Origin of the sequence: Pseudomonas sp. JUb52 (assembly GCF_004341115.1) — a bacterium.
GTDB classification, from domain to species: Bacteria; Pseudomonadota; Gammaproteobacteria; order Pseudomonadales; family Pseudomonadaceae; genus Chryseomonas; species Chryseomonas oryzihabitans.
In genome coordinates this window covers 88,431-107,088 of sequence record NZ_SLYS01000005.1, presented here as the reverse complement: position 1 = coordinate 107,088, position 18,658 = coordinate 88,431, and the positions used below count along the sequence as shown (strand labels likewise).

General features: G+C 67.7%; 18 protein-coding genes. 11 read left to right on the top strand and 7 right to left on the bottom strand.

Annotated elements, in window-relative coordinates; translation table 11 throughout:
* Nucleotides 1-15: 15 nt before the first annotated feature.
* From EC839_RS10390 to EC839_RS10360, 7 genes are all read right to left on the bottom strand, one after another.
* A complete protein-coding gene (locus EC839_RS10390; protein ID WP_007161596.1) occupies nt 16-510 on the bottom strand; it encodes a YbhB/YbcL family Raf kinase inhibitor-like protein in 495 nt (164 codons plus the stop codon).
* A gap of 16 nt (nt 511-526) precedes the next feature.
* Entirely contained in the window at nt 527-1,090 is a 564-nt protein-coding gene (locus tag EC839_RS10385) for a lipocalin family protein (RefSeq protein ID WP_007161595.1), read from the bottom strand.
* Nucleotides 1,087-1,341, bottom strand: a complete 255-nt coding sequence (locus EC839_RS10380; RefSeq protein WP_132832536.1) for a hypothetical protein — start codon at nt 1,339-1,341, stop codon at nt 1,087-1,089. The genes EC839_RS10385 and EC839_RS10380 overlap by 4 nt, the downstream gene beginning before the upstream one ends.
* 64 nt (nt 1,342-1,405) lie before the next feature.
* The gene (speA, locus tag EC839_RS10375; RefSeq protein WP_007161593.1) at nt 1,406-3,319 is read right to left on the bottom strand and encodes an arginine decarboxylase; all 1,914 of its coding nucleotides are present in this window, start codon (nt 3,317-3,319) and stop codon (nt 1,406-1,408) included.
* A gap of 86 nt (nt 3,320-3,405) precedes the next feature.
* The gene (locus tag EC839_RS10370; protein ID WP_007161592.1) at nt 3,406-3,750 is read right to left on the bottom strand and encodes a translation initiation factor Sui1; all 345 of its coding nucleotides are present in this window, start codon (nt 3,748-3,750) and stop codon (nt 3,406-3,408) included.
* A 143-nt stretch (nt 3,751-3,893) separates the two neighbouring features.
* Nucleotides 3,894-4,445, bottom strand: coding sequence for an NUDIX hydrolase (locus EC839_RS10365; RefSeq protein WP_007161591.1), 552 nt, complete (start codon nt 4,443-4,445; stop codon nt 3,894-3,896).
* Nucleotides 4,445-5,461 carry a DUF2333 family protein gene (locus EC839_RS10360; RefSeq protein WP_007161590.1) on the bottom strand — a complete coding sequence of 339 codons (1,017 nt, stop codon included), beginning with the start codon at nt 5,459-5,461 and terminating at the stop codon, nt 4,445-4,447. The genes EC839_RS10365 and EC839_RS10360 overlap by 1 nt, the downstream gene beginning before the upstream one ends.
* A gap of 268 nt (nt 5,462-5,729) precedes the next feature.
* Between EC839_RS10360 and EC839_RS10355 the strand changes: the two genes are divergently transcribed.
* The 11 genes from EC839_RS10355 to purD all read left to right on the top strand — a co-directional run bounded on the left by EC839_RS10355 (nt 5,730) and on the right by purD (nt 18,619).
* Nucleotides 5,730-7,349, top strand: a complete 1,620-nt coding sequence (locus EC839_RS10355) for a PleD family two-component system response regulator (protein WP_007161589.1) — start codon at nt 5,730-5,732, stop codon at nt 7,347-7,349.
* 51 nt (nt 7,350-7,400) lie between these two features.
* Entirely contained in the window at nt 7,401-9,155 is a 1,755-nt protein-coding gene (gene dsbD / locus EC839_RS10350; RefSeq protein WP_007161588.1) for a protein-disulfide reductase DsbD, read from the top strand.
* A 116-nt stretch (nt 9,156-9,271) separates the two neighbouring features.
* Nucleotides 9,272-9,718 carry a type II 3-dehydroquinate dehydratase gene (aroQ, locus tag EC839_RS10345; protein WP_007161587.1) on the top strand — a complete coding sequence of 149 codons (447 nt, stop codon included), beginning with the start codon at nt 9,272-9,274 and terminating at the stop codon, nt 9,716-9,718.
* Between the two features lie 53 nt (nt 9,719-9,771).
* On the top strand, nt 9,772-10,239 hold the full coding sequence (gene accB, locus EC839_RS10340) for an acetyl-CoA carboxylase biotin carboxyl carrier protein (protein WP_007161586.1): 468 nt from the start codon (nt 9,772-9,774) through the stop codon (nt 10,237-10,239).
* Nucleotides 10,240-10,255: 16 nt separating this feature from the next.
* Entirely contained in the window at nt 10,256-11,602 is a 1,347-nt protein-coding gene (accC, locus tag EC839_RS10335) for an acetyl-CoA carboxylase biotin carboxylase subunit (protein ID WP_007161585.1), read from the top strand.
* Nucleotides 11,603-11,696: 94 nt separating this feature from the next.
* Nucleotides 11,697-12,572 carry a 50S ribosomal protein L11 methyltransferase gene (gene prmA, locus EC839_RS10330; RefSeq protein ID WP_007161584.1) on the top strand — a complete coding sequence of 292 codons (876 nt, stop codon included), beginning with the start codon at nt 11,697-11,699 and terminating at the stop codon, nt 12,570-12,572.
* A 108-nt stretch (nt 12,573-12,680) separates the two neighbouring features.
* Nucleotides 12,681-14,126, top strand: coding sequence for a DUF3426 domain-containing protein (locus EC839_RS10325; protein WP_007161583.1), 1,446 nt, complete (start codon nt 12,681-12,683; stop codon nt 14,124-14,126).
* 155 nt (nt 14,127-14,281) lie between these two features.
* Nucleotides 14,282-15,274: a tRNA dihydrouridine synthase DusB gene (dusB, locus tag EC839_RS10320; protein ID WP_027602886.1), complete on the top strand. Its 993-nt coding sequence runs from the start codon at nt 14,282-14,284 to the stop codon at nt 15,272-15,274.
* Nucleotides 15,271-15,588 carry a DNA-binding transcriptional regulator Fis gene (gene fis, locus EC839_RS10315; protein ID WP_026083845.1) on the top strand — a complete coding sequence of 106 codons (318 nt, stop codon included), beginning with the start codon at nt 15,271-15,273 and terminating at the stop codon, nt 15,586-15,588. Before dusB ends, fis begins: the two co-directional genes overlap by 4 nt.
* A gap of 66 nt (nt 15,589-15,654) precedes the next feature.
* Nucleotides 15,655-17,247 (top strand): bifunctional phosphoribosylaminoimidazolecarboxamide formyltransferase/IMP cyclohydrolase, encoded by a 1,593-nt coding sequence (gene purH / locus EC839_RS10310; protein WP_007161580.1) that lies wholly within the window; start codon nt 15,655-15,657, stop codon nt 17,245-17,247.
* An 88-nt stretch (nt 17,248-17,335) separates the two neighbouring features.
* Nucleotides 17,336-18,619, top strand: a complete 1,284-nt coding sequence (gene purD, locus EC839_RS10305; RefSeq protein ID WP_007161579.1) for a phosphoribosylamine--glycine ligase — start codon at nt 17,336-17,338, stop codon at nt 18,617-18,619.
* Nucleotides 18,620-18,658 lie beyond the last annotated feature (39 nt).

Below are 18,658 nucleotides of genomic sequence, written 5' to 3'. Positions count from 1 at the left end.
CGTCCGTCAGCGGCCCTATTTGATCTCGTAGAGACCGGTGTAGGTCACCGAAGCCAGCTGGTTGAGGTGGATCATGAAGCGACCGACCGCATTGGTCGCGTCCGCCGGCACCGGCAACTGATCGACCTTGAGCGCATGCAGCTGGAAGATGTAGCGGTGCGGCTTGTCACCCTTGGGCGGTGCCGCGCCGCCGAAGCCGCGGGTGCCATAGTCGTTGATCAGCTGCAGGGCGCCCGCCGGCAGACCCGAGCCGTCGGCACGGCCGGCGTCTTCCGCCAGGCCCTGGGTACCGACCGGGATGTTGACCACCACCCAGTGCCAGAACCCGCTGCCGGTGGGGGCGTCCGGATCGTAGACGGTCAGCGCCAGGCTCTTGGTATCGGCCGGCAGATCGGACCACTGCAGCGCGGGCGAGATGTTGTCGCCGTGGGCACCGAAGTCGGCCACGTCGAATTCGTGGCGCTTGGGCATGAAGGCGTTGTCGGAAAAGGCATCGGTCCAGAGTTTCACGGAGAGCTCCTGTGGCCTAGGGCATGTGGGCGTCGGTCTCGCGCCAGACCAGACGATTGAGGTTGTAGCCCTTCTCGCGAGCGATGCGCAGCAGCTTTTCGCTCTGCGCCGCGGAAATGTCGGGCTTGCGCGCCAGCAACCAGAGGTACTTGCGATCCGGACTGCCGACCAGGGCGGTCTTGTAGTCGTCGTCGACATAGAGGATCCAGTAGGGTCCCTTGGCGACGTTGGGCAGGACACCGCTGAACCAGGTGTCGAAGCGCACTTCCAGGCGATCGGTCACGCCCGGCTTGATCGGGGTGGCGGTGCCGGTGGCTTCCTCCACCTTGCCGTCCAAGGTACGGCAGCGGTTGAACACGGCGACCGAGCCGTCGGCCATGACGTGATAGTTGGCTTCGGACTGGGCGCACTTGCGCTGGAAGAACATCGGCAGCCGCGCCACCTCGTACCAGTGTCCCTGGTAGCGCTGCAGGTCGACATTGCCCGCGGTGAGCGGCGGGACTTCGCGCGGGCCGCTGGCGCAGGCCGCGAGCAGTCCGGCGGCACCCGCCAGCAGTAGCAGTTTGGTAGAGGTTTTCATCGCAGACCCTGCCCGGCGAACATCGCCACCTTATCGTTGAGATACTGCACGCTGATGAAGGAGCCGCGATCGCCCCAGGTACAGGTGGTGACGCCCAGGGCACCCGCGCATTCCGTGGGTGCACCCAGGATCTGCCCCACCTCGGCCTTGGTCTGGCCGGCCTTGAGCCGGGAATAGTTTTCCTGATTGACCTTGCCGCAGCCGGCCAGCATCAGACTGCCCACCAGCAACAGCGCCAAGCGCCCTTTCATACCTCTGCTCCTCCATCCTGACGGCAAGGCTATAGAGCCCGCCCGGCCGCCAGGGTTCGCTTCGTCAGCCGGCGAGATAGGAGGAACGGGTCAGGCCAAGGCGCATGGCGTCGAGGAACTGGGTGCGCTCGCGCGCGGTGAGGCGCGCACTGGCGACCTTGTCGCGGTAGTAGGTCATCAGCTCCTCGGGCGAGAGGTGCACGTACCTGAGCATGTCCTCGATGGTGTCGTGGGTCTCGATGCCACCGTGGCGCACGCTGCCGTCGGCGTCCTGGTAGACGTTGACCGAATCGGTGTCGCCGAACAGGTTGTGCATGTCGCCGAGGATCTCCTGGTAGGCGCCCACCAGGAACACCGCCAGCAGATAGTCCTCGCCCTCGCGCACCTCGTGCACCGGCAGGCTGGTCTCGATGCTCTGCTCGTCGACGTACTGCTTGATCTTGCCGTCGGAGTCGCAGGTCAGGTCCTGCAGCACGGCGCGGCGCACCGGCTCCTCGTCCAGGCGGGTCAGGGGTACGATGGGCAGGATCTGGTCGATGGCCCAGGTGTCGGGCAGGCTCTGGAACACCGAGAAGTTGCAGATGTACTTGTCGGCCAGCTTGTCGTTGAGTTCGTCGAGCACCTGGCGGTGGGAGCGCTGGCGGGCCTTGAGCTGGTTGTAGAGGCGGCGGCAGATGGCGAAGTAGCACTGCTCGGCCAGCGCCTTGTCGCTCAGGCTCAGGGTGCCGGCGGCGTACTGGGCGGCGGCTTCGCTGACGTACTGGGTGGCGCGCCAGTAGGTCTCGGTGACCATCTCCGGATCGGTGTCGCCGAGCAGCTCGGCCAGCCACTGCACCACCTCGGCCTTGCCTTCGAAGCGCTCGCTGGCCGGCACGCTGTCGTTGTGGCGTTCGACGTCGGTGACCTGCATCACCAGCATGGCGTGGTGGGCGGTCATGGCGCGGCCGCTTTCCGAGAAGATGTTCGGATGCGGCAATTCCTGCTGGTCGCAGAATTCCTTGAGCATGCCGACCACGGTACCGGCGTAGTCGTCCATGTCGTAGTTGATCGAGCTGGCGTTGCGCGAATGGGTGCCGTCGTAGTCCACGCCCAGACCGCCACCGACGTCGATGTGGTCCAGCGGCAGGCCCAGGGCGCGCAGTTCGGCGTAGTAGCGGATGGCCTCACGGAAGCCCTGGCGGTAGTCGGCCAGGTTGGCGATCTGCGAGCCCATGTGGAAGTGCAGCAGGCGCACGCCCTGCTCCAGGCCGGCGGCGCGGAAGCGCTCGATCACCGACAGCAGCTGGGCGGCGGAGAGACCGAACTTGGACTTCTCGCCACCGGTGTCGGCCCATTTGCTCGACGCCAGGGACGACAGTCGCACGCGCAGGCCGACCTGGGGCGTGACCTTGAGCTCGGCCGCCTCCTCGATCACCAGCGGGACCTCGGATTCCTTCTCGATGACGATGAAGACGCTGTGGCCCAGCTTCTGGCCCATCAGCGCCAGGCGGATGAATTCGCGGTCCTTGTAGCCGTTGCAGACGATGGTGCCGCCCTTGGGCGCCAGCGCCAGCACCGCCATCAGCTCCGGCTTGGAGCCGGCTTCCAGGCCGATGGAGACGTCACGGGTGGCGATGATGTTTTCCACCACCGCTTCCTGCTGGTTGACCTTGATCGGATAGAGGGCGGTGTAGCGGCCCTGATAGTCGAGGCGCTCGATGTTGCGATCGAAGGCACCGGTCAGGTGGCGCACCTGGCCCTGGAGGATGTCGGGGAAACGCACCAGCAGCGGCAGCGACAGCCCCGCTTCGCGCAGCTGGCCGACCAGCACATGGAGGTCGATCGGCTGGCCGTCCGGGCCGTGGGGGCGGACTTCGACGTTGCCGGCGTCGCTGATGGCGAAGTAGCCGGCACCCCAGTGGCGAATACCATAGACGCTGCGGCTGTCCGCCACGGTCCACTGGCTGCCGTCATCTTTGCGCGTGCGTCGTGGGGACATTCGCGGGAATCTCCTGTAGGGAATCTTGCTTTGGATGGACCGCCGCCAGGGGCGGTAAGTTGTACGCGGGGGCTGGAAGGCCTGGCCTAGCCGCCCGATCTCTTGGTCTTGAAGCCGCGTTTTTCGAGTTCGCCGAGCAACAGGTCGACATGGTCGCCCTGGATCTCGATGACGCCATCCTTGAGCGCCCCGCCGGTGCCGCAGCGGCGCTTGAGCGCGCTGGCCAGGTCCTTGAGCGCTTCCTCGCCCAAGGGCACGCCGCTGACCGTGGTCACCGTCTTGCCGCCACGACCCTTGGTCTCGCGGCGCACCCGGGCGATGCCGTCGCCCGCCGGAGCCGCGGCCTGGGGTTCTTCCGGGCGAATGCGGCCGACGTCGGTGGAGTACACCAGCCGGCTGAGATCCGACAGCGACGAGGTTTTCTTGCTCAAGGGACGGTCCTCCCAGTCGGGTTCAGGCGCCGGGCGCCTGGAGGAAGCCTTGGACGCAGCGCCGGCCGGCACGGGCCGCGCTGGTCCGGGGCCGCGCAATGTAGCAGCATCGTCCGCGGATGCTAAGGCGCGAATGCGAGAAATTAAGGCAGGGATGCGACATCCGCGCGGCTGAGCGCCAGCTGCAGGGCTTCCAGCGAATCCGGGCAATAGGGTCGCTGACGCGCGTCATCGAGGATGGCCGCCGGGGCCAGGAAGCGCGCCTCCAGCACCTCTTCCGGTTGCAGCCGCAACGGACCGTTCCAGCGCGCGCTGAACACGCCGCCCCAGAGGCGATTGCCCGGCTCCTCGAAATAGAAGGTGCCATGGGCGCGCAGGGGCACGCCGCTGACGCCCAGTTCCTCGGCCAGCTCGCGAGCGGCGGACACCGCATAGCTCTCGCCCGGTGCCACCATGCCGCCGGCGGCGACGTCCCAGTAGCCTGGGTAGAGCGCCTTGCTCAGGGTGCGCCGGTGCACGCAGAGTTCGCCGGCGTCATTGAACAGGAGGATGAAGGTGCAGCGACCGATCAGGCCGCGGGCACGCAGTTCCGCCCGCGGCAATTCACCCTGGATGCGGTCGTCGCGATCTACCCAGACCACCCCTTCCCGGTCGGAGGCGGCGCGATGCGCCGCTTCGCGAGCGTCCGGCGTCATCAGCCCTGTTCCAGCAACTGGCGCAGGTCGATGATGGCGGCGTTGGCGCGGGAGATGTAGTTGGCGATCACCAGCGAGTGGTTGGCCAGAATGCCGAAGCCGCTGCCGTTGAGGATCATCGGACTCCAGACCGGCTGCTGCGCCGCTTCCAGTTCGCGGATGATCTCGCGCACGTTCACCGTGGCGTTCTTCTTGGCCAGGGTGTCGGCGAAGTCGACCTCGATGGCGCGCAGGATGTGCGACAGCGCCCAGGCCTGACCGCGGGCCTCGTAAAAGACATTGTCGATCTGCAGCCAGGGCGTCTCGACGCGCTGCTCATGCACCTCCGGCACCTGGCCGGCGGGGATGTCCTGGTTCGGCCGCACCTCGGCGTCCAGGCGAACCCGACCGACGCTGGCGGACAGCCGCTGGGACAGCGAACCCAGGCGGGTCTCGACGTCACCCAGCCAGTTGCGCAGGTTGTCCGAACGCGAATAGAAGTAGGCGGTGGGCTGGCCCTGGGCATTCTGGCCACCCAGGCGCGCCAGGTAGCGGTCCAGGGAGGCGATGCCGGCGCGGTATTCCGATTCCGACGAGGGCATGGCCCAGCTGTGGTTGTCGAAATTGAAGCGCGGCTCGGCCTGGGCCAGGTCGACGTCCTCGGTGGACTGCGACTGGGAACGGGCGAAGTCCTTGCGCAGGGCGCGCGCCAGGTCGCGGGTCTGCACCAGCACGCCGTATTCCCAGGACGGCATGTCGTCGAGCCAGAGGCCCGGCGGGAAGATGTCGTTGGAGAGATAGCCACCCGGCTTGTCCAGTAGGGTACCGGCCACCTGCTTGAGGGTCTCGACCGTGGTGTAGCCAAGCACCAGCTTGCGCCCGCTGGCAGCGGCCGCCTCCTGGGCATGCTGCTGCACCGGGAAGAAATCCGGTTCGCGACTCCAGTACCAGCCTATCGCCAGGGTGACCAGCAGGTAGAGCGCGACCAGCACTGCCACCAGCCGGAGCCATCCCGACCTCAAGTTCCACTCCCGCATGGGCAATTCCTTGCAATGTTTTCAAAGGTGTTGGCGCTTGGACCCCTGCCCGCGGCGCCGGTTGCGCAGCCTTGGCGGCCGACGCGGGCGCCAGGCACCCGGGCAGCCGCTTCCGAGACTAGGGTAACAGGCGACGGACGCTACTCCAGAAGCGACCGACAGTGTCCATGCGAGCGGCATAGCCGCCGCTAACCAGGGTACCGCCTCTCCCCTGCCCGCCAGCAATTGGTAGCATAGGGCCACCACCTCAAGAATGACGGAACAATTCGTGAGCGAACCAGATGATCCGAGCCGGGACCGCCTCAAGCTGCACTTCGCGCAACGGGTCATCCACCAGTCGCGCCAGGTGCTGGAGATCTGGCAACGGCTGCAACGAGACGAGTGGACGGCCGGCAGCCTGGTCGAGCTGACCGACGCCAACGCACGCCTGCTGCAATACGCCAGGCGCTTCGAGCAGCAGGGCCATGCCGAGCTCGCCGAGGCCATCGGCGCCTCCCTGGCCCAGGTCGCCGCCAATCGCGGTCGCCTCAACAGCCAGGCCATCACCGAACTCAGCCTGGCCATGCAGAGCCTGTCGCGCACCGGACTGCGCCAGGGTGACCAGCTGGAAACCACCAGCCTGCCGCCGCTGCGCAAGCCGATCTACATCGCCCTGCTCGACACCGAGCGCGCCGAGCGCCTGGCGCAGCAGATGGAATACTTCGGCGTCACCATCCAGATCATCCACGGCGCCGACGACTTCCGCGCGATGATGGACAGCCGGCACCCGGCGGTCATCGTCATGGACGTGGACTTCGGCGGCGCGGGTGCCGGCATCCAGCTGGCGCTGGAGGCCCAGACCGGTCTGGAGCGCAAGCTGCCGGTGCTGTTCTACAGCCACCAGGAAGCCGACACCCCCTTTCGCCTGGCCGCGGTGCGCGCCGGCGGCCAGGAGTTCTACACCGGCACCCTGGATTCGGCGCGGCTGCTGGAAAAGATCGAGACCCTCACCCGCACCGTCTACTACGATCCGATCCGTGCCCTGGTGGTGGACGACTCCCGCGCCCAGGCCATGGCCACGGAAATGGCGCTCAACAGCGCCGGCATCGTCACCCGCACCCTGATGCAACCCGGCGCGGTGATGGCGCACCTGGCCGAATTCGTGCCCGATCTGATCATCCTCGACATGTACATGCCCGAGTGCACCGGCACCGAGCTGGCCAAGGTCATCCGCCAGCACGAGCGCTATGTCAGCGTGCCCATCATCTACCTGTCGGCCGAGGACGACCTCGACAAGCAGCTGGACGCCATGAGCGAGGGCGGCGACGACTTCCTCACCAAGCCGATCAAGCCGCGCCACCTGATCGCCACGGTGCGTACCCGCGCGGCCCGGGCGCGCAGCCTGCAGGCGCGCATCGTCCAGGACAGCCTCACCGGCCTGTACAACCACACCCACACCCTGCAGCTGCTGGAAGACGCCTGCTTCCGCGCCCGGCGCAGCCAGCGGCCGATCACCTTCGCCATGCTGGACATCGACCACTTCAAGCAGGTCAACGACCACTACGGCCATCCCATGGGCGATCGGGTGATCAAGAGCCTGGCGCTGTTCCTCAAGCAGCGCCTGCGCAAGTCCGACCACATCGGCCGTTATGGCGGTGAGGAATTCGCCATCGTGCTGCCCGACACCGACCTGGCCACCGCCACCCGCCTGATCGACGAGATCCGCCAGCGCTTCGCCGAGATCCACTATCCGGCGCCGCCTAAGGAACTCAGCTGCACCTTCAGCGCCGGCGTGGCGCAGCTGCAGCCCGGCCAGGAGATGCCCGCGCTGGCCAAACAGGCGGACGAAGCCCTCTATGCCGCCAAGCATGCCGGGCGCAATTGCGTGCGCCAGTACGGCCAGGACTGACCAGCCAGATGCCTCTGCTATGATCGGCCGCTGCCGATCGCCGAGAAGCCCATGCGTGTCCTGCTGTTCCTGCTCACCCTGCTGCTGACCCTGCCCGCCACCGCCGGCCTGTTCGATGCGCCGCGCCCGAGCGCCGCGCTGGGCCTGGACGGTCAGCGCCCCAGTCAGCAATTCCTGCCGGTGGATCAGGCCTTTCGCCTGGAGCAGCGCCGCGACGCCGAGGGCCGACCCCAGCTGCGCTTCACCATCGCCGAGGGCTACTACCTCTATCGGCAACGCTTCGCCTTCGACGCCGCCCCCGGTCTGCTCACCGCGCCGGTGGCCCTGCCGCCCGGCGAGCCCAAGCACGATGAATGGTTCGGCGACGTCCAGGTCTATCACGCCGGCGTCGACATCCCCCTGCCCCTGGCACCCGACCGCGGCGGCCAGGTCAGGGTGACCTACCAGGGCTGCGCCGGTCGCGGCCTCTGCTATCCGCCGGAAACCCGCACCCTGGACATCGCCGGCCCTGCGCTTGCGACCCCGGCGGCCACCGCGCCCGTCCCCGCTCAGCTCGACTGGCACAGGATCCTGCTGGCCTTTCTCGCCGGACTCGGGCTGACCTTCACGCCCTGCGTCCTGCCGATGCTGCCCATCGTCTCGGCGGTGGTCCTGGCCGGCAAGGCGCGCCCCGGACGTGGCCTGCTGCTGGCGCTGGCCTATGTGGTGCCCATGGCCCTGAGCTTCGCCGCCCTGGGCGCACTCATGGGCGTCTTTGGCGCCAGTCTCAATCTGCAGGCGCAATTGCAGTCGGCCTGGGTGCTGATTCCCTTCGCCGCGCTGTTCGCGCTGTTCGCCCTGGCCATGTTCGGTCTCTTCGAACTGCGCCTGCCGGCGGTCCTGCGCGAGCGCCTGGAACAGCTGGCCAGCGGCACCCGCGGCGGTTCCCTGGGCGGCGCGGCCACCCTCGGCGTGCTCTCCAGCCTGATCGTCTCGCCCTGCGTCTCGGCGCCCCTGGCGGGCCTGCTGCTCTATATCAGCAGCACCGCCGACTGGCTCGGTGGCGGACTGGCGCTGTTCGCCCTGGGCCTGGGCATGGGTACCCCGCTGATCCTCATCGCCGCCGGAGGCGGCGCCCTGCTGCCACGCAGCGGCGCCTGGCTGGTGGGCATGCGCAATGCCTTCGGCGTCCTGCTGCTGGCGGTAGCCCTGTGGCTGCTCGAACGGCTGCTGCCGGGGCCGCTGGCGCTGGCCGCCTGGGGCCTGCTGGCGGCCGGCGTCGGGCTGTTTCTCGGCGCTCTGGAATTCGTACCCAAGCCACCCCGTCAGCGGCTGCTGCAACTGGCCGGCCTGACCCTGGTGGTCTATGGCGCGGCCGCCGGCATCGGCGCCCTGCGCGGGGCCAGCGATCCCCTGCGACCGCTGGGCGACGCCGCGGCGCCCGCCGTGGCCGGCCGCGCGGACGTCATGCACAGCCTCAGCGATCCGGCGGCCCTGGCCAGCCGTCTCGGCCAGGGGCGACCGGTACTGGTGGACGTCTATGCCGACTGGTGCATCAGCTGCAAGCTGATCGAGCGCGAGGTGTTCGGCAATCCCGAGGTCCAGGCGCACTTGCGCGACTTCACGCTGATCCGCTTCGATATGACGCAAAGCACCCGGGAACAGCGGCACTGGCTGGAACGGCAGGGACTGTTCGGTCCGCCAGCGATCCTGTTCTATGCCGGCAATGGCCAGGAGCGGGCCCAGGCGCGCATCGTCGGCGAAATCGACGCCGCGGGTTTTCTCGCCCGACTCGGTGAAGCAAAAAGGCTTATCGCCAGCGATTAAAAGAATTTCGCCCAACGTGCGGGCATTTCCGGCAAACGTCTAGCGACTGGACAGTCACCTCCGGTTGCGGCATAGTCCGCGGCCAATCTGGTTGCGAAATCGCGAGGCAAGTGGCTATGGCGCATCTGCTGGTACTGCACGGGCCCAACCTGAATCTCCTGGGCACCCGCGAGCCGGGCGTCTACGGGGCCACCACCCTGGCCCAGATCAACGCTGATCTCGAAGCCCGCGCCACTGCGGCGGGGCATCGCCTGCAATACCTGCAAAGCAACGCCGAGCACCTGCTGATCGAACGCATCCATGCCGCGCGTGACGAAGGGGTGGATTTCATCCTCATCAATCCGGCCGCCTTCACCCATACCAGCGTCGCCCTACGTGACGCCTTGCTCGCGGTGAGCATCCCATTCATCGAAGTGCACCTGTCGAACGTGCACAAGCGCGAGGCCTTCCGCCACCACTCCTATTTTTCCGACGTGGCGGTCGGTGTCATCTGCGGGCTCGGTGCCAGTGGCTATCGCCTGGCCCTGGAAGCCGCCTGCGAACAGCTCGCCGCCCGCGGCTGAGCGCGACTCAATATCCAGAACATCACCAGAACCCGAGGGGAGAGCCAACGCCAATGGACATCCGTAAAGTCAAGAAACTGATCGAGCTGCTGGAAGAGTCCGGTATCGACGAGCTGGAAATCCGCGAAGGCGAAGAATCCGTCCGCATCAGCCGCAACACCGGCCGCGGCCAGGGCATGCAGACCGTCTACGCCGCTGCCCCCGCTCCGGTCGCCGCCCCGGCCCCGGCTGCCGCGCCGGCCGCTGCCGCTGCACCCGCCAGCGAAGCCGCCGCGCCGCAACTGACCGGTAACGTGGCTCGTTCGCCCATGGTCGGCACCTTCTACCGCGCCTCCTCGCCCACCACCCCGGCCTTCGTCGAAGTCGGCCAGCAGGTGAAGAAAGGCGACATCCTGTGCATCGTCGAAGCCATGAAGATGATGAACCACATCGAAGCCGAAGCCAGCGGCACCATCGGCCAGGTGCTGGTCGAGAACGGTCAGCCCGTCGAATTCGACCAGCCGCTGTTCACCATTGTCTAAGCCCGTGGAGCCCACGATGCTGGAAAAAGTCCTGATCGCCAACCGCGGGGAAATCGCCCTGCGCGTGGTGCGTGCCTGCAAGGAGCTGGGCATCAAGACGGTGGCGGTTCATTCCACCGCCGACCGCGAACTGATGCATCTGTCCCTCGCCGACGAATCGGTGTGCATCGGCCCGGCCCCCTCGCCCCAGTCCTACCTGAACATCCCGGCCATCATCAGTGCCGCGGAAGTCACCGGCGCCACCGCCATCCACCCCGGCTACGGCTTTCTCGCCGAGAACGCCGACTTCGCCGAGCAGGTGGAGCAGTCCGGATTCGCCTTCGTCGGCCCCACCGCCGACGTGATTCGCCTGATGGGCGACAAGGTGTCCGCCAAGAACGCCATGAAGCAGGCCGGTGTCCCCACCGTGCCGGGCTCCGACGGCGCCCTGCCGGATGACGAGGCCGAGTGCCTGCGCATCGGCCGCGAAGTCGGCTATCCGGTGATCATCAAGGCCGCCGGTGGCGGTGGTGGTCGCGGCATGCGCGTGGTCGAGGACGAGGCCGAGCTGATCAAATCGATCAAGCTGACCCAGACCGAAGCCGGCGCCGCCTTTGGCAACTCCATGGTCTACATGGAGAAATTCCTCGGCAATCCGCGTCACGTGGAAGTCCAGGTGCTCTCCGATGGCCAGGGCAACGCCGTGCACCTCTATGACCGCGACTGCTCGCTGCAGCGCCGTCACCAGAAGGTCATCGAGGAGGCGCCTGCGCCCCAGATCGACGAGAAGGCCCGCGAAGAAGTCCTGGCACGCTGCGTCAAGGCCTGCATCGACATCGGCTACCGTGGCGCCGGCACCTTCGAGTTCCTCTACGAAGACGGTCGCTTCTACTTCATCGAGATGAACACCCGCGTGCAGGTGGAGCATCCGGTGACCGAGATGATCACCGGCGTCGACATCGTCAAGGAGATGCTCAGCATCGCCGCGGGCAACCCGCTGTCGATCAAGCAGGAAGACATCAAGATCACCGGTCACGCCATCGAGTGCCGGATCAACGCCGAAGATCCCAAGACCTTCATGCCTTCCCCGGGCCTGGTCAAGCACTACCATGCACCGGGCGGTAACGGCGTGCGGGTGGATTCGCACCTGTACAGCGGCTACAAGGTTCCGCCGAACTACGATTCGCTGATCGCCAAGCTGATCACCTGGGGCAAGACCCGCGAAGAGGCCATGGCCCGGATGCGCAACGCCCTGGACGAGCTGATCGTCGACGGCATCAAGACCAATGCCGATCTGCACCGGATGCTGACCCGCGACCAGGCCTTCGGCCAGGGCGGCGTGAACATCCACTACCTGGAGAAGAAGCTCGGCCTGCGCCACTGAGTGCATGACGAGCGTTGATTCAGCGAACGGGCTGCCCTCGGGCAGCCCGTTTTCATTTACCCTCCCCGCTTTGACCCGATTCAGGTAGCCCACCATGTCCTGGCTGCAAGTCCGCCTCGCCCTCACCCCCGCCCAGGCGGAAACCTACGAAGACCTCATGCTCGAACTGGGCGCCGTCTCGGTGACCTTCATGGACGCCGAGGACCAGCCGATCTTCGAGCCGGATCTCGGCACCACCCCGCTGTGGTCCCAGACCCACCTGCTGGCGCTGTTCGAAGGCGATACCGACGCCGCCGCCCTGGAGCAGCGCGTGCAACTCCTGGCCAACGGCCTCGTCTACGAGGTGGAGCGCCTGGAAGACCAGGAATGGGAGCGTAGCTGGATGGACAACTTCCAGCCCATGCGTTTCGGCCAGCGACTGTGGATCGTGCCCAGCTGGCACGAGGCCCCGGAACCCGAGGCGGTCAATCTGCTGCTGGATCCGGGCCTGGCCTTTGGCACCGGCACCCACCCCACCACCTCGCTGTGCCTGCAGTGGCTGGACGGCGAACCGGTCCAGGGCCTGCAGGTGCTGGATTTCGGCTGCGGCTCGGGCATCCTCGCCATCGCTGCCCTGCTGCTGGGCGCCGCGCGCGCCGTGGGCACCGACATCGACGTCCAGGCCCTGGAAGCCTCGCGGGAGAATGCCAACCGCAACGGCATCGACCCGGCACGTTTTCCGCTGTACCTGCCCGCCGATCTGCCAGGCGAGCCGGCCGACGTGGTGGTGGCCAACATCCTCGCCGGTCCGCTGGTCGGCCTGGCCGAGCAGATCACCCGCCTGACCCGCATCGGCGGGCGCCTGGCCCTTTCCGGCATCCTCGCCGAGCAGGCCGAGGACGTGCGCGCCGCCTATGCCGGCTGCTTCGACCTGGAACCCACCGCCACCCTGGACGGCTGGGTGCGCATCAGCGGCACCCGTCGTCGCTGACCTGCGCACCGCCACCGGTCCGCTCACCCGGCGGCCCGGTGGAGGCCCTTCTTTCGCCAGGGCCTTCGGGTACACTAGCGCGCTTCACTCCCTGGCTGTCGCCTCGCCATGACCGAATCCCTCGTCGCCCAGTGTCCGCATTGCCATACCCGCTTCCGCGTCACCCAGGAACACCTGGCTGCCGCGGACGGCGACGTACGCTGTGGCGTCTGCCTGGAAGTGTTCAACGCCAGCAACCAGGCCGCACCCCTGACGGCGCCGCAGCCCATGCCCGCGCCACCCGCGCCCGTGGCCGAACCGGCGCCGACGCCCAGCGAAGCGGCCTGGCCCCATGACGAACTGGACCTGAGCCACCTGGAGCTGGACGCCGAGGTCGCCCGCCTGGGCGCGCTGGAAGAACAGCGCCGCGCGCCGGCCGCGCCGGCAGCCCCGCCCGCGCAGGCAACGCCGCCTGCCGTGGCCGCACCGCGGGAAGAACCGGCACCGGTCCAGGGCCTGGCGGCCCATCGCCCCCAGGACGACGAAGACCCCTTCGAACTGCCGTCGCTCGGCGCCGCCTCCGCCGAGCGCGAACCCGAGCCGGAACCCCTGCGCCTGCAGGCCGAACCCGAGGTCGAGTTCGAACCGCAGCCCGCCCCCTTGCCGCTTCCCGCCGCCGAGCCGGAACCGGAGCCCGAGCCCGCCGTGGAGGCCCGGCCGGAGCCGGCCATCGCCCCCGTGCCGACGGCCGCACCGGTGGCACCGCTCGCGGCCACCCGCACCCCGCTCAAGCCCGCCCCGGCCACGCCGCCCGCGCCCCTCACCACCGCGCCCCCGCGTGAACGCCAGGAGCCGGCACTCGGGCGGGTCGAAGCCGACGACGACGAACGCGCCGAACCCGGCCTGGGCCGGCTCGACGACTGGCAGGAGCCCGTTGCCGAACCCCTCAGCGCCGCACGCGACGGCGACGACGACGAGCCGCTGCCAGCCAAGGCCACGACCGCCCTGCGCAGCGAACCGGAATGGCAGGACGATCCCCTGCTGGACCTGCACGACGATCCGCTGCAGCTGGACAGCCAGCCACGGCGCCCGCACTGGGGTCGCCGCCTGCTATGGATCCTGCTCTGCCTGCTGGCGCTGCTCGGCCTGGCCGGCCAGTACGTCTATTACCACTTCGACGAACTGGCGCGGCAGGACAGCTATCGCCCGCTGTTCGTCCAGGCCTGCGCCAGCCTGGGCTGCAAGGTGCCGTCCAAGGTCGATGTCCAGCAGATCCGTAGCAGCAACCTGGTGGTGCGCAGCCATCCGCAATTTTCCGGAGCCCTGCGCGTCGATGCCATCCTCTACAACCGGGCGCCCTTCTCGCAGCCCTTTCCGCTGCTGGAATTGCGCTTCGCCGACCTCAACGGCCAGTTGCTCGCCAGCCGCCGTTTCAAGCCCGGCGAGTACCTGAACGGCGAGCTCAAGGGCCAGGACGAGATGCCGCCGCAGACGCCGATCCACATCGCCCTGGACATTCTCGACCCCGGTCCGCGCGCGGTGAACTACAGCCTGAGCTTCTTCTCGCCGGAGTAGTGCCAGGGCGAATTGCTCATAAACTAGCCAACTCGCGCTTTATCCGGAGGCGGCGAGCGGGTATCATTCCCAACCCTTTTCAAGCACAGCAGCCCCTGTCCGCGGCCGGTTTCCGGCGCAGGCGGAACAGGCGCCTATTCGCCAGGGAAAAAGATATGTCGATGGTACGCATCGGCCCTTATACCTTGCCCAATCCGCTGATTCTCGCGCCCATGGCCGGGGTCACCGACCTGCCCTTCCGGCGCCTGTGCCTGGCACTCGGCGCCGGCATGGCCGTGTCGGAAATGGTGACCAGTGACGTGCGGCTCTATGACAGCCGCAAGTCGCGGCTGCGCCTGATCCACGCCAGCGAGCAGGAACCGCGCTCGGTGCAGATCGCCGGCGGCGATCCGGCGATGCTGGCCGAAGCGGCCCAGCGCAATGTCGAACTGGGTGCCCAGATCATCGATATCAACATGGGCTGCCCGGCGAAAAAGGTCTGCAACAAGGCCGCCGGCTCCGCGCTGATGAAGGACGAGGCCCTGGTGGCCGAGATCCTCGCCGCCGTGGTGGCCGCGGTGGACGTTCCGGTGACCCTGAAGATCCGCACCGGCTGGAATCCGGAGAATCGCAACGGCCTGCGCATCGCGCAGCTGGCCGAAGCCGCCGGCATCCAGGCGCTGGCCGTGCATGGCCGCACCCGTGACGACAGGTTCCTGGGCGCCGCCGAGTACGACACCATCGCCGCCATCAAGCAGGCGGTCGGCATCCCGGTGTTCGCCAATGGCGACATCGACAGCCCGGAAAAGGCCCGGCGCGTGCTCGAGCACACCGGCTGCGACGGCCTGCTGATCGGCCGCGCCGCCCAGGGCCGCCCCTGGATCTTCCGGGAGATCGCCCACTACCTGGCGACCGGCGAGCACCTGGCGGCGCCGAGCGATGCCGAGGTGGAGGCCATCCTGCTGGAGCACCTCGACGCCCTGCACGCCTTCTATGGCCCGGAAATGGGCGTGCGCATCGCCCGCAAGCACGTCGGCTGGTACCTGGCCGACCGGCCGGGCGCCGCGGAATCGCGCGCCCAGTTCAACCGACTGCAAGACACCCAAGCCCAGCACGCCAGCATTCGCGCGTTCTTCGCGCAGCCCCCGATCGGGAAGCAGGTGGCATGAATTCGATGACCGAGACTTTGACTGGAACAGCGCCCGTGAGTGACAACGGCGACCTCAAGCAGCACCTGACCGCTCCCCTGCAGGAGGGCCAGACGCTGCGCGACAGCGTGGAAAAGGCGCTGCGCAACTATTTCGCCCACCTCGATGGGCAGCCGGTGACCGACGTCTACAACATGGTGCTCTGCGAAGTGGAAGCACCCCTGCTCGAAAGCGTGATGAATTACGTCAAGGGCAACCAGACCAAGGCATCGGAGATGCTCGGGCTCAATCGCGGCACCCTGCGCAAGAAGCTCAAGCAGTACGACCTGCTCTGATCCGCCTCATCGCCGGCGGCCCAGGGGGCTTGACCGGCGGTCTCTCTCCTCCTGATGGACATGACCATGACCGACCAGACCTCTCGCCTCCCCGTCCGCCGTGCGCTGATCAGCGTGTCCGACAAGACGGGCGTCGTCGACTTCGCCCGTGAACTCGCGGCCATCGGCGTGGAAATCCTGTCCACCGGCGGGACCTACAAGCTGCTGCGCGACGAAGGCATCCCCGCGGTGGAAGTCGCCGACTACACCGGCTTCCCGGAAATGATGGACGGCCGCGTCAAGACCCTGCATCCGAAGATCCACGGTGGCATCCTCGGCCGTCGCGGCATCGACCACGAGGTCATGAGCGAGCACGGCATCCGCCCGATCGACCTGGTCGCGGTCAATCTCTACCCCTTCGCCGCCACCGTGGCCAAGCCCGGTTGCAGCCTGGCCGACGCCATCGAGAACATCGACATCGGCGGTCCGACCATGGTCCGCAGCGCGGCCAAGAACCACAAGGACGTCGCCATCGTGGTCAATGCCAGCGACTACGCGGCCATCCTCGACGACCTCAAGGCCGGCGGCCTGACCTACGCCCAGCGCTTCGACCTGGCGCTCAAGGCCTTCGAGCACACCGCCGCCTACGACGGCATGATCGCCAACTACCTGGGCAGCATCGACCAGCAGGCCGAGACCCTGTCCACCGAAGGCCGCGCCGCCTTCCCGCGTACCTTCAGCGCCCAGTTCATCAAGGCGCAGGACATGAGATACGGCGAGAATCCGCACCAGCAGGCGGCCTTCTATGTCGAGCACGCCAGCGAGGCCTGCGTGGCCACCGCCACCCAGCTGCAGGGCAAGGAACTGTCCTTCAACAACGTCGCCGACACCGACGCCGCCCTGGAAACCGTCAAGAGCTACGAGGAGCCGGCCTGCGTCATCGTCAAGCACGCCAACCCCTGCGGCGTGGCCGTGGCCGGCGATATCCGCCAGGCCTATGAACTGGCCTATGCCACCGACAGCGAGTCGGCCTTTGGCGGCATCATCGCCTTCAACCGCGAACTGGACGCCGAGACCGCCCGCGCCATCGTCGAGCGCCAGTTCGTCGAGGTGATCATCGCCCCGCGCGTCAGCGCCGAGGCCCGCGAGGTCGTGGCGGCCAAGGCCAACGTCCGCCTGCTGGAGTGCGGCGAGTGGCCCGCCGAGCGCAAGCCCGGCCTGGACCTCAAGCGCGTCAACGGCGGTCTGCTGGTGCAGAGCCGCGACATCGCCATGATCACCGCTGCCGACCTCAAGGTGGTGACCCAGCGCGCGCCCAGCGAGCAGGAACTGCAGGACCTGATCTTCGCCTGGAAGGTGGCCAAGTTCGTCAAGTCCAACGCCATCGTCTACGCCAAGGGCCAACAGACCGTGGGCATCGGTGCCGGCCAGATGAGTCGCGTCAATTCGGCGCGCATCGCCGCCATCAAGGCCGAGCACGCCGGTCTGGCCGTGGCCGGCGCGGTCATGGCCTCGGACGCCTTCTTCCCCTTCCGTGACGGCATCGACAACGCCGCGGCCAACGGCATCACCGCGGTGATCCAGCCGGGCGGTTCCATGCGCGACGCCGAGGTCATCGCCGCCGCCGACGAAGCCGGCATCGCCATGGTCTTTACCGGCATGCGTCACTTCCGCCACTAAGGGCCCGTCACGGCGAGGCCGCACGCGCCTCGCCGTCGCTCCAATTCAAAGTGCGGACGCCATCCGGCGGCCGCCAGAGGAACACTGCATGAACGTACTCATCATCGGCAGCGGCGGTCGCGAACACGCCCTGGCCTGGAAGGTCGCCCAGGACACCCGGGTCACCAAGGTCTATGTGGCCCCGGGCAACGCCGGCACCGCCACCGAAGCCAAGTGCGAGAACGTCGCCCTCGACGTCCTGGCCCTGGAACAACTGGCCGACTTCGCCGCCGCCAACGTCGAGCTGACCATCGTCGGCCCCGAGGCGCCGCTGGTGGCCGGCGTGGTCGACCTGTTCCGCAGCCGCGGCCTGCCCTGCTTCGGCCCCACCGCCGGTGCGGCCCAGCTGGAAGGCTCCAAGGCCTTCACCAAGGATTTCCTGGCGCGCCACCAGATCCCCACCGCCGCCTACGCCAACTTCACCGAGGTGGAGCCGGCCCTGGCCTATCTGCGCGAGCAGGGTGCGCCCATCGTGATCAAGGCCGACGGCCTGGCCGCCGGCAAGGGCGTGATCGTCGCCATGACCCTGGCCGAAGCCGAGGACGCCGTGCGTGACATGCTCTCCGGCAATGCCTTCGGCGATGCCGGGGCGCGGGTGGTGATCGAGGAATTCCTCGACGGCGAAGAAGCCAGCTTCATCGTCATGGTCGATGGCAAGAACGTCCTGCCCATGGCCACCAGCCAGGATCACAAGCGCGTCGGCGACGGCGACAGCGGTCCCAACACCGGCGGCATGGGCGCCTATTCCCCGGCGCCGGTGGTGACCCCCGAGGTCCACGACCGGGTCATGCGCGAGATCATCGAGCCCACCGTGGCCGGCATGGCCAGCGAAGGCAATGTCTACACCGGCTTCCTCTATGCCGGTCTGATGATCGACCAGAGTGGTGCGCCCAAGGTCATCGAATTCAACTGCCGATTCGGCGATCCCGAGACCCAGCCGGTGATGCTGCGCCTGCAGTCCAGCCTGGTGCTGCTGGTGGAAGCCGCCCTGGCCGAGGCGCTCGACAAGATCGAAGCCTGCTGGGATCCGCGCCCGAGCCTGGGCATCGTCCTGGCCGCCGGTGGCTACCCGGGCGACTACGCCAAGGGTGATGCCATCGCCGGTCTCGATGCCGCCGCGGCGCTGCCGGGCAAGGTGTTCCACGCCGGCACCAGCCTGCGCGATGGTCAGGTCGTCACGGCCGGCGGTCGGGTGCTGTGCGCCACGGCCCTGGGCGAAACGGTCTCCGCCGCCCAGCAGAACGCCTATGCGCTGGCCCAGGAAATCTCCTGGAAGGGCTGCTTCTACCGCAGCGACATCGGCTACCGCGCCATCGCCCGCGAGCGACAGTGAAGCTCGCCTAAGGGATCGGCCTGTTACACTGTTACGTCA

Bases quoted from the DNA above. Each gene is read 5' to 3' on its own strand.
- EC839_RS10385 (WP_007161595.1), bottom strand. From the start codon at position 1,090: ATGAAAACCTCTACCAAACTGCTACTGCTGGCGGGTGCCGCCGGACTG.
- EC839_RS10380 (WP_132832536.1), bottom strand. From the start codon at position 1,341: ATGAAAGGGCGCTTGGCGCTGTTGCTGGTGGGCAGTCTGATGCTGGCC.
- speA (WP_007161593.1), bottom strand. From the start codon at position 3,319: ATGTCCCCACGACGCACGCGCAAAGATGACGGCAGCCAGTGGACCGTG.
- EC839_RS10365 (WP_007161591.1), bottom strand. From the start codon at position 4,445: ATGACGCCGGACGCTCGCGAAGCGGCGCATCGCGCCGCCTCCGACCGG.
- EC839_RS10360 (WP_007161590.1), bottom strand. From the start codon at position 5,461: ATGCGGGAGTGGAACTTGAGGTCGGGATGGCTCCGGCTGGTGGCAGTG.
- dsbD (WP_007161588.1), top strand. From the start codon at position 7,401: ATGCGTGTCCTGCTGTTCCTGCTCACCCTGCTGCTGACCCTGCCCGCC.
- aroQ (WP_007161587.1), top strand. From the start codon at position 9,272: ATGGCGCATCTGCTGGTACTGCACGGGCCCAACCTGAATCTCCTGGGC.
- accB (WP_007161586.1), top strand. From the start codon at position 9,772: ATGGACATCCGTAAAGTCAAGAAACTGATCGAGCTGCTGGAAGAGTCC.
- accC (WP_007161585.1), top strand. From the start codon at position 10,256: ATGCTGGAAAAAGTCCTGATCGCCAACCGCGGGGAAATCGCCCTGCGC.
- prmA (WP_007161584.1), top strand. From the start codon at position 11,697: ATGTCCTGGCTGCAAGTCCGCCTCGCCCTCACCCCCGCCCAGGCGGAA.
- EC839_RS10325 (WP_007161583.1), top strand. From the start codon at position 12,681: ATGACCGAATCCCTCGTCGCCCAGTGTCCGCATTGCCATACCCGCTTC.
- dusB (WP_027602886.1), top strand. From the start codon at position 14,282: ATGTCGATGGTACGCATCGGCCCTTATACCTTGCCCAATCCGCTGATT.
- fis (WP_026083845.1), top strand. From the start codon at position 15,271: ATGAATTCGATGACCGAGACTTTGACTGGAACAGCGCCCGTGAGTGAC.
- purH (WP_007161580.1), top strand. From the start codon at position 15,655: ATGACCGACCAGACCTCTCGCCTCCCCGTCCGCCGTGCGCTGATCAGC.
- purD (WP_007161579.1), top strand. From the start codon at position 17,336: ATGAACGTACTCATCATCGGCAGCGGCGGTCGCGAACACGCCCTGGCC.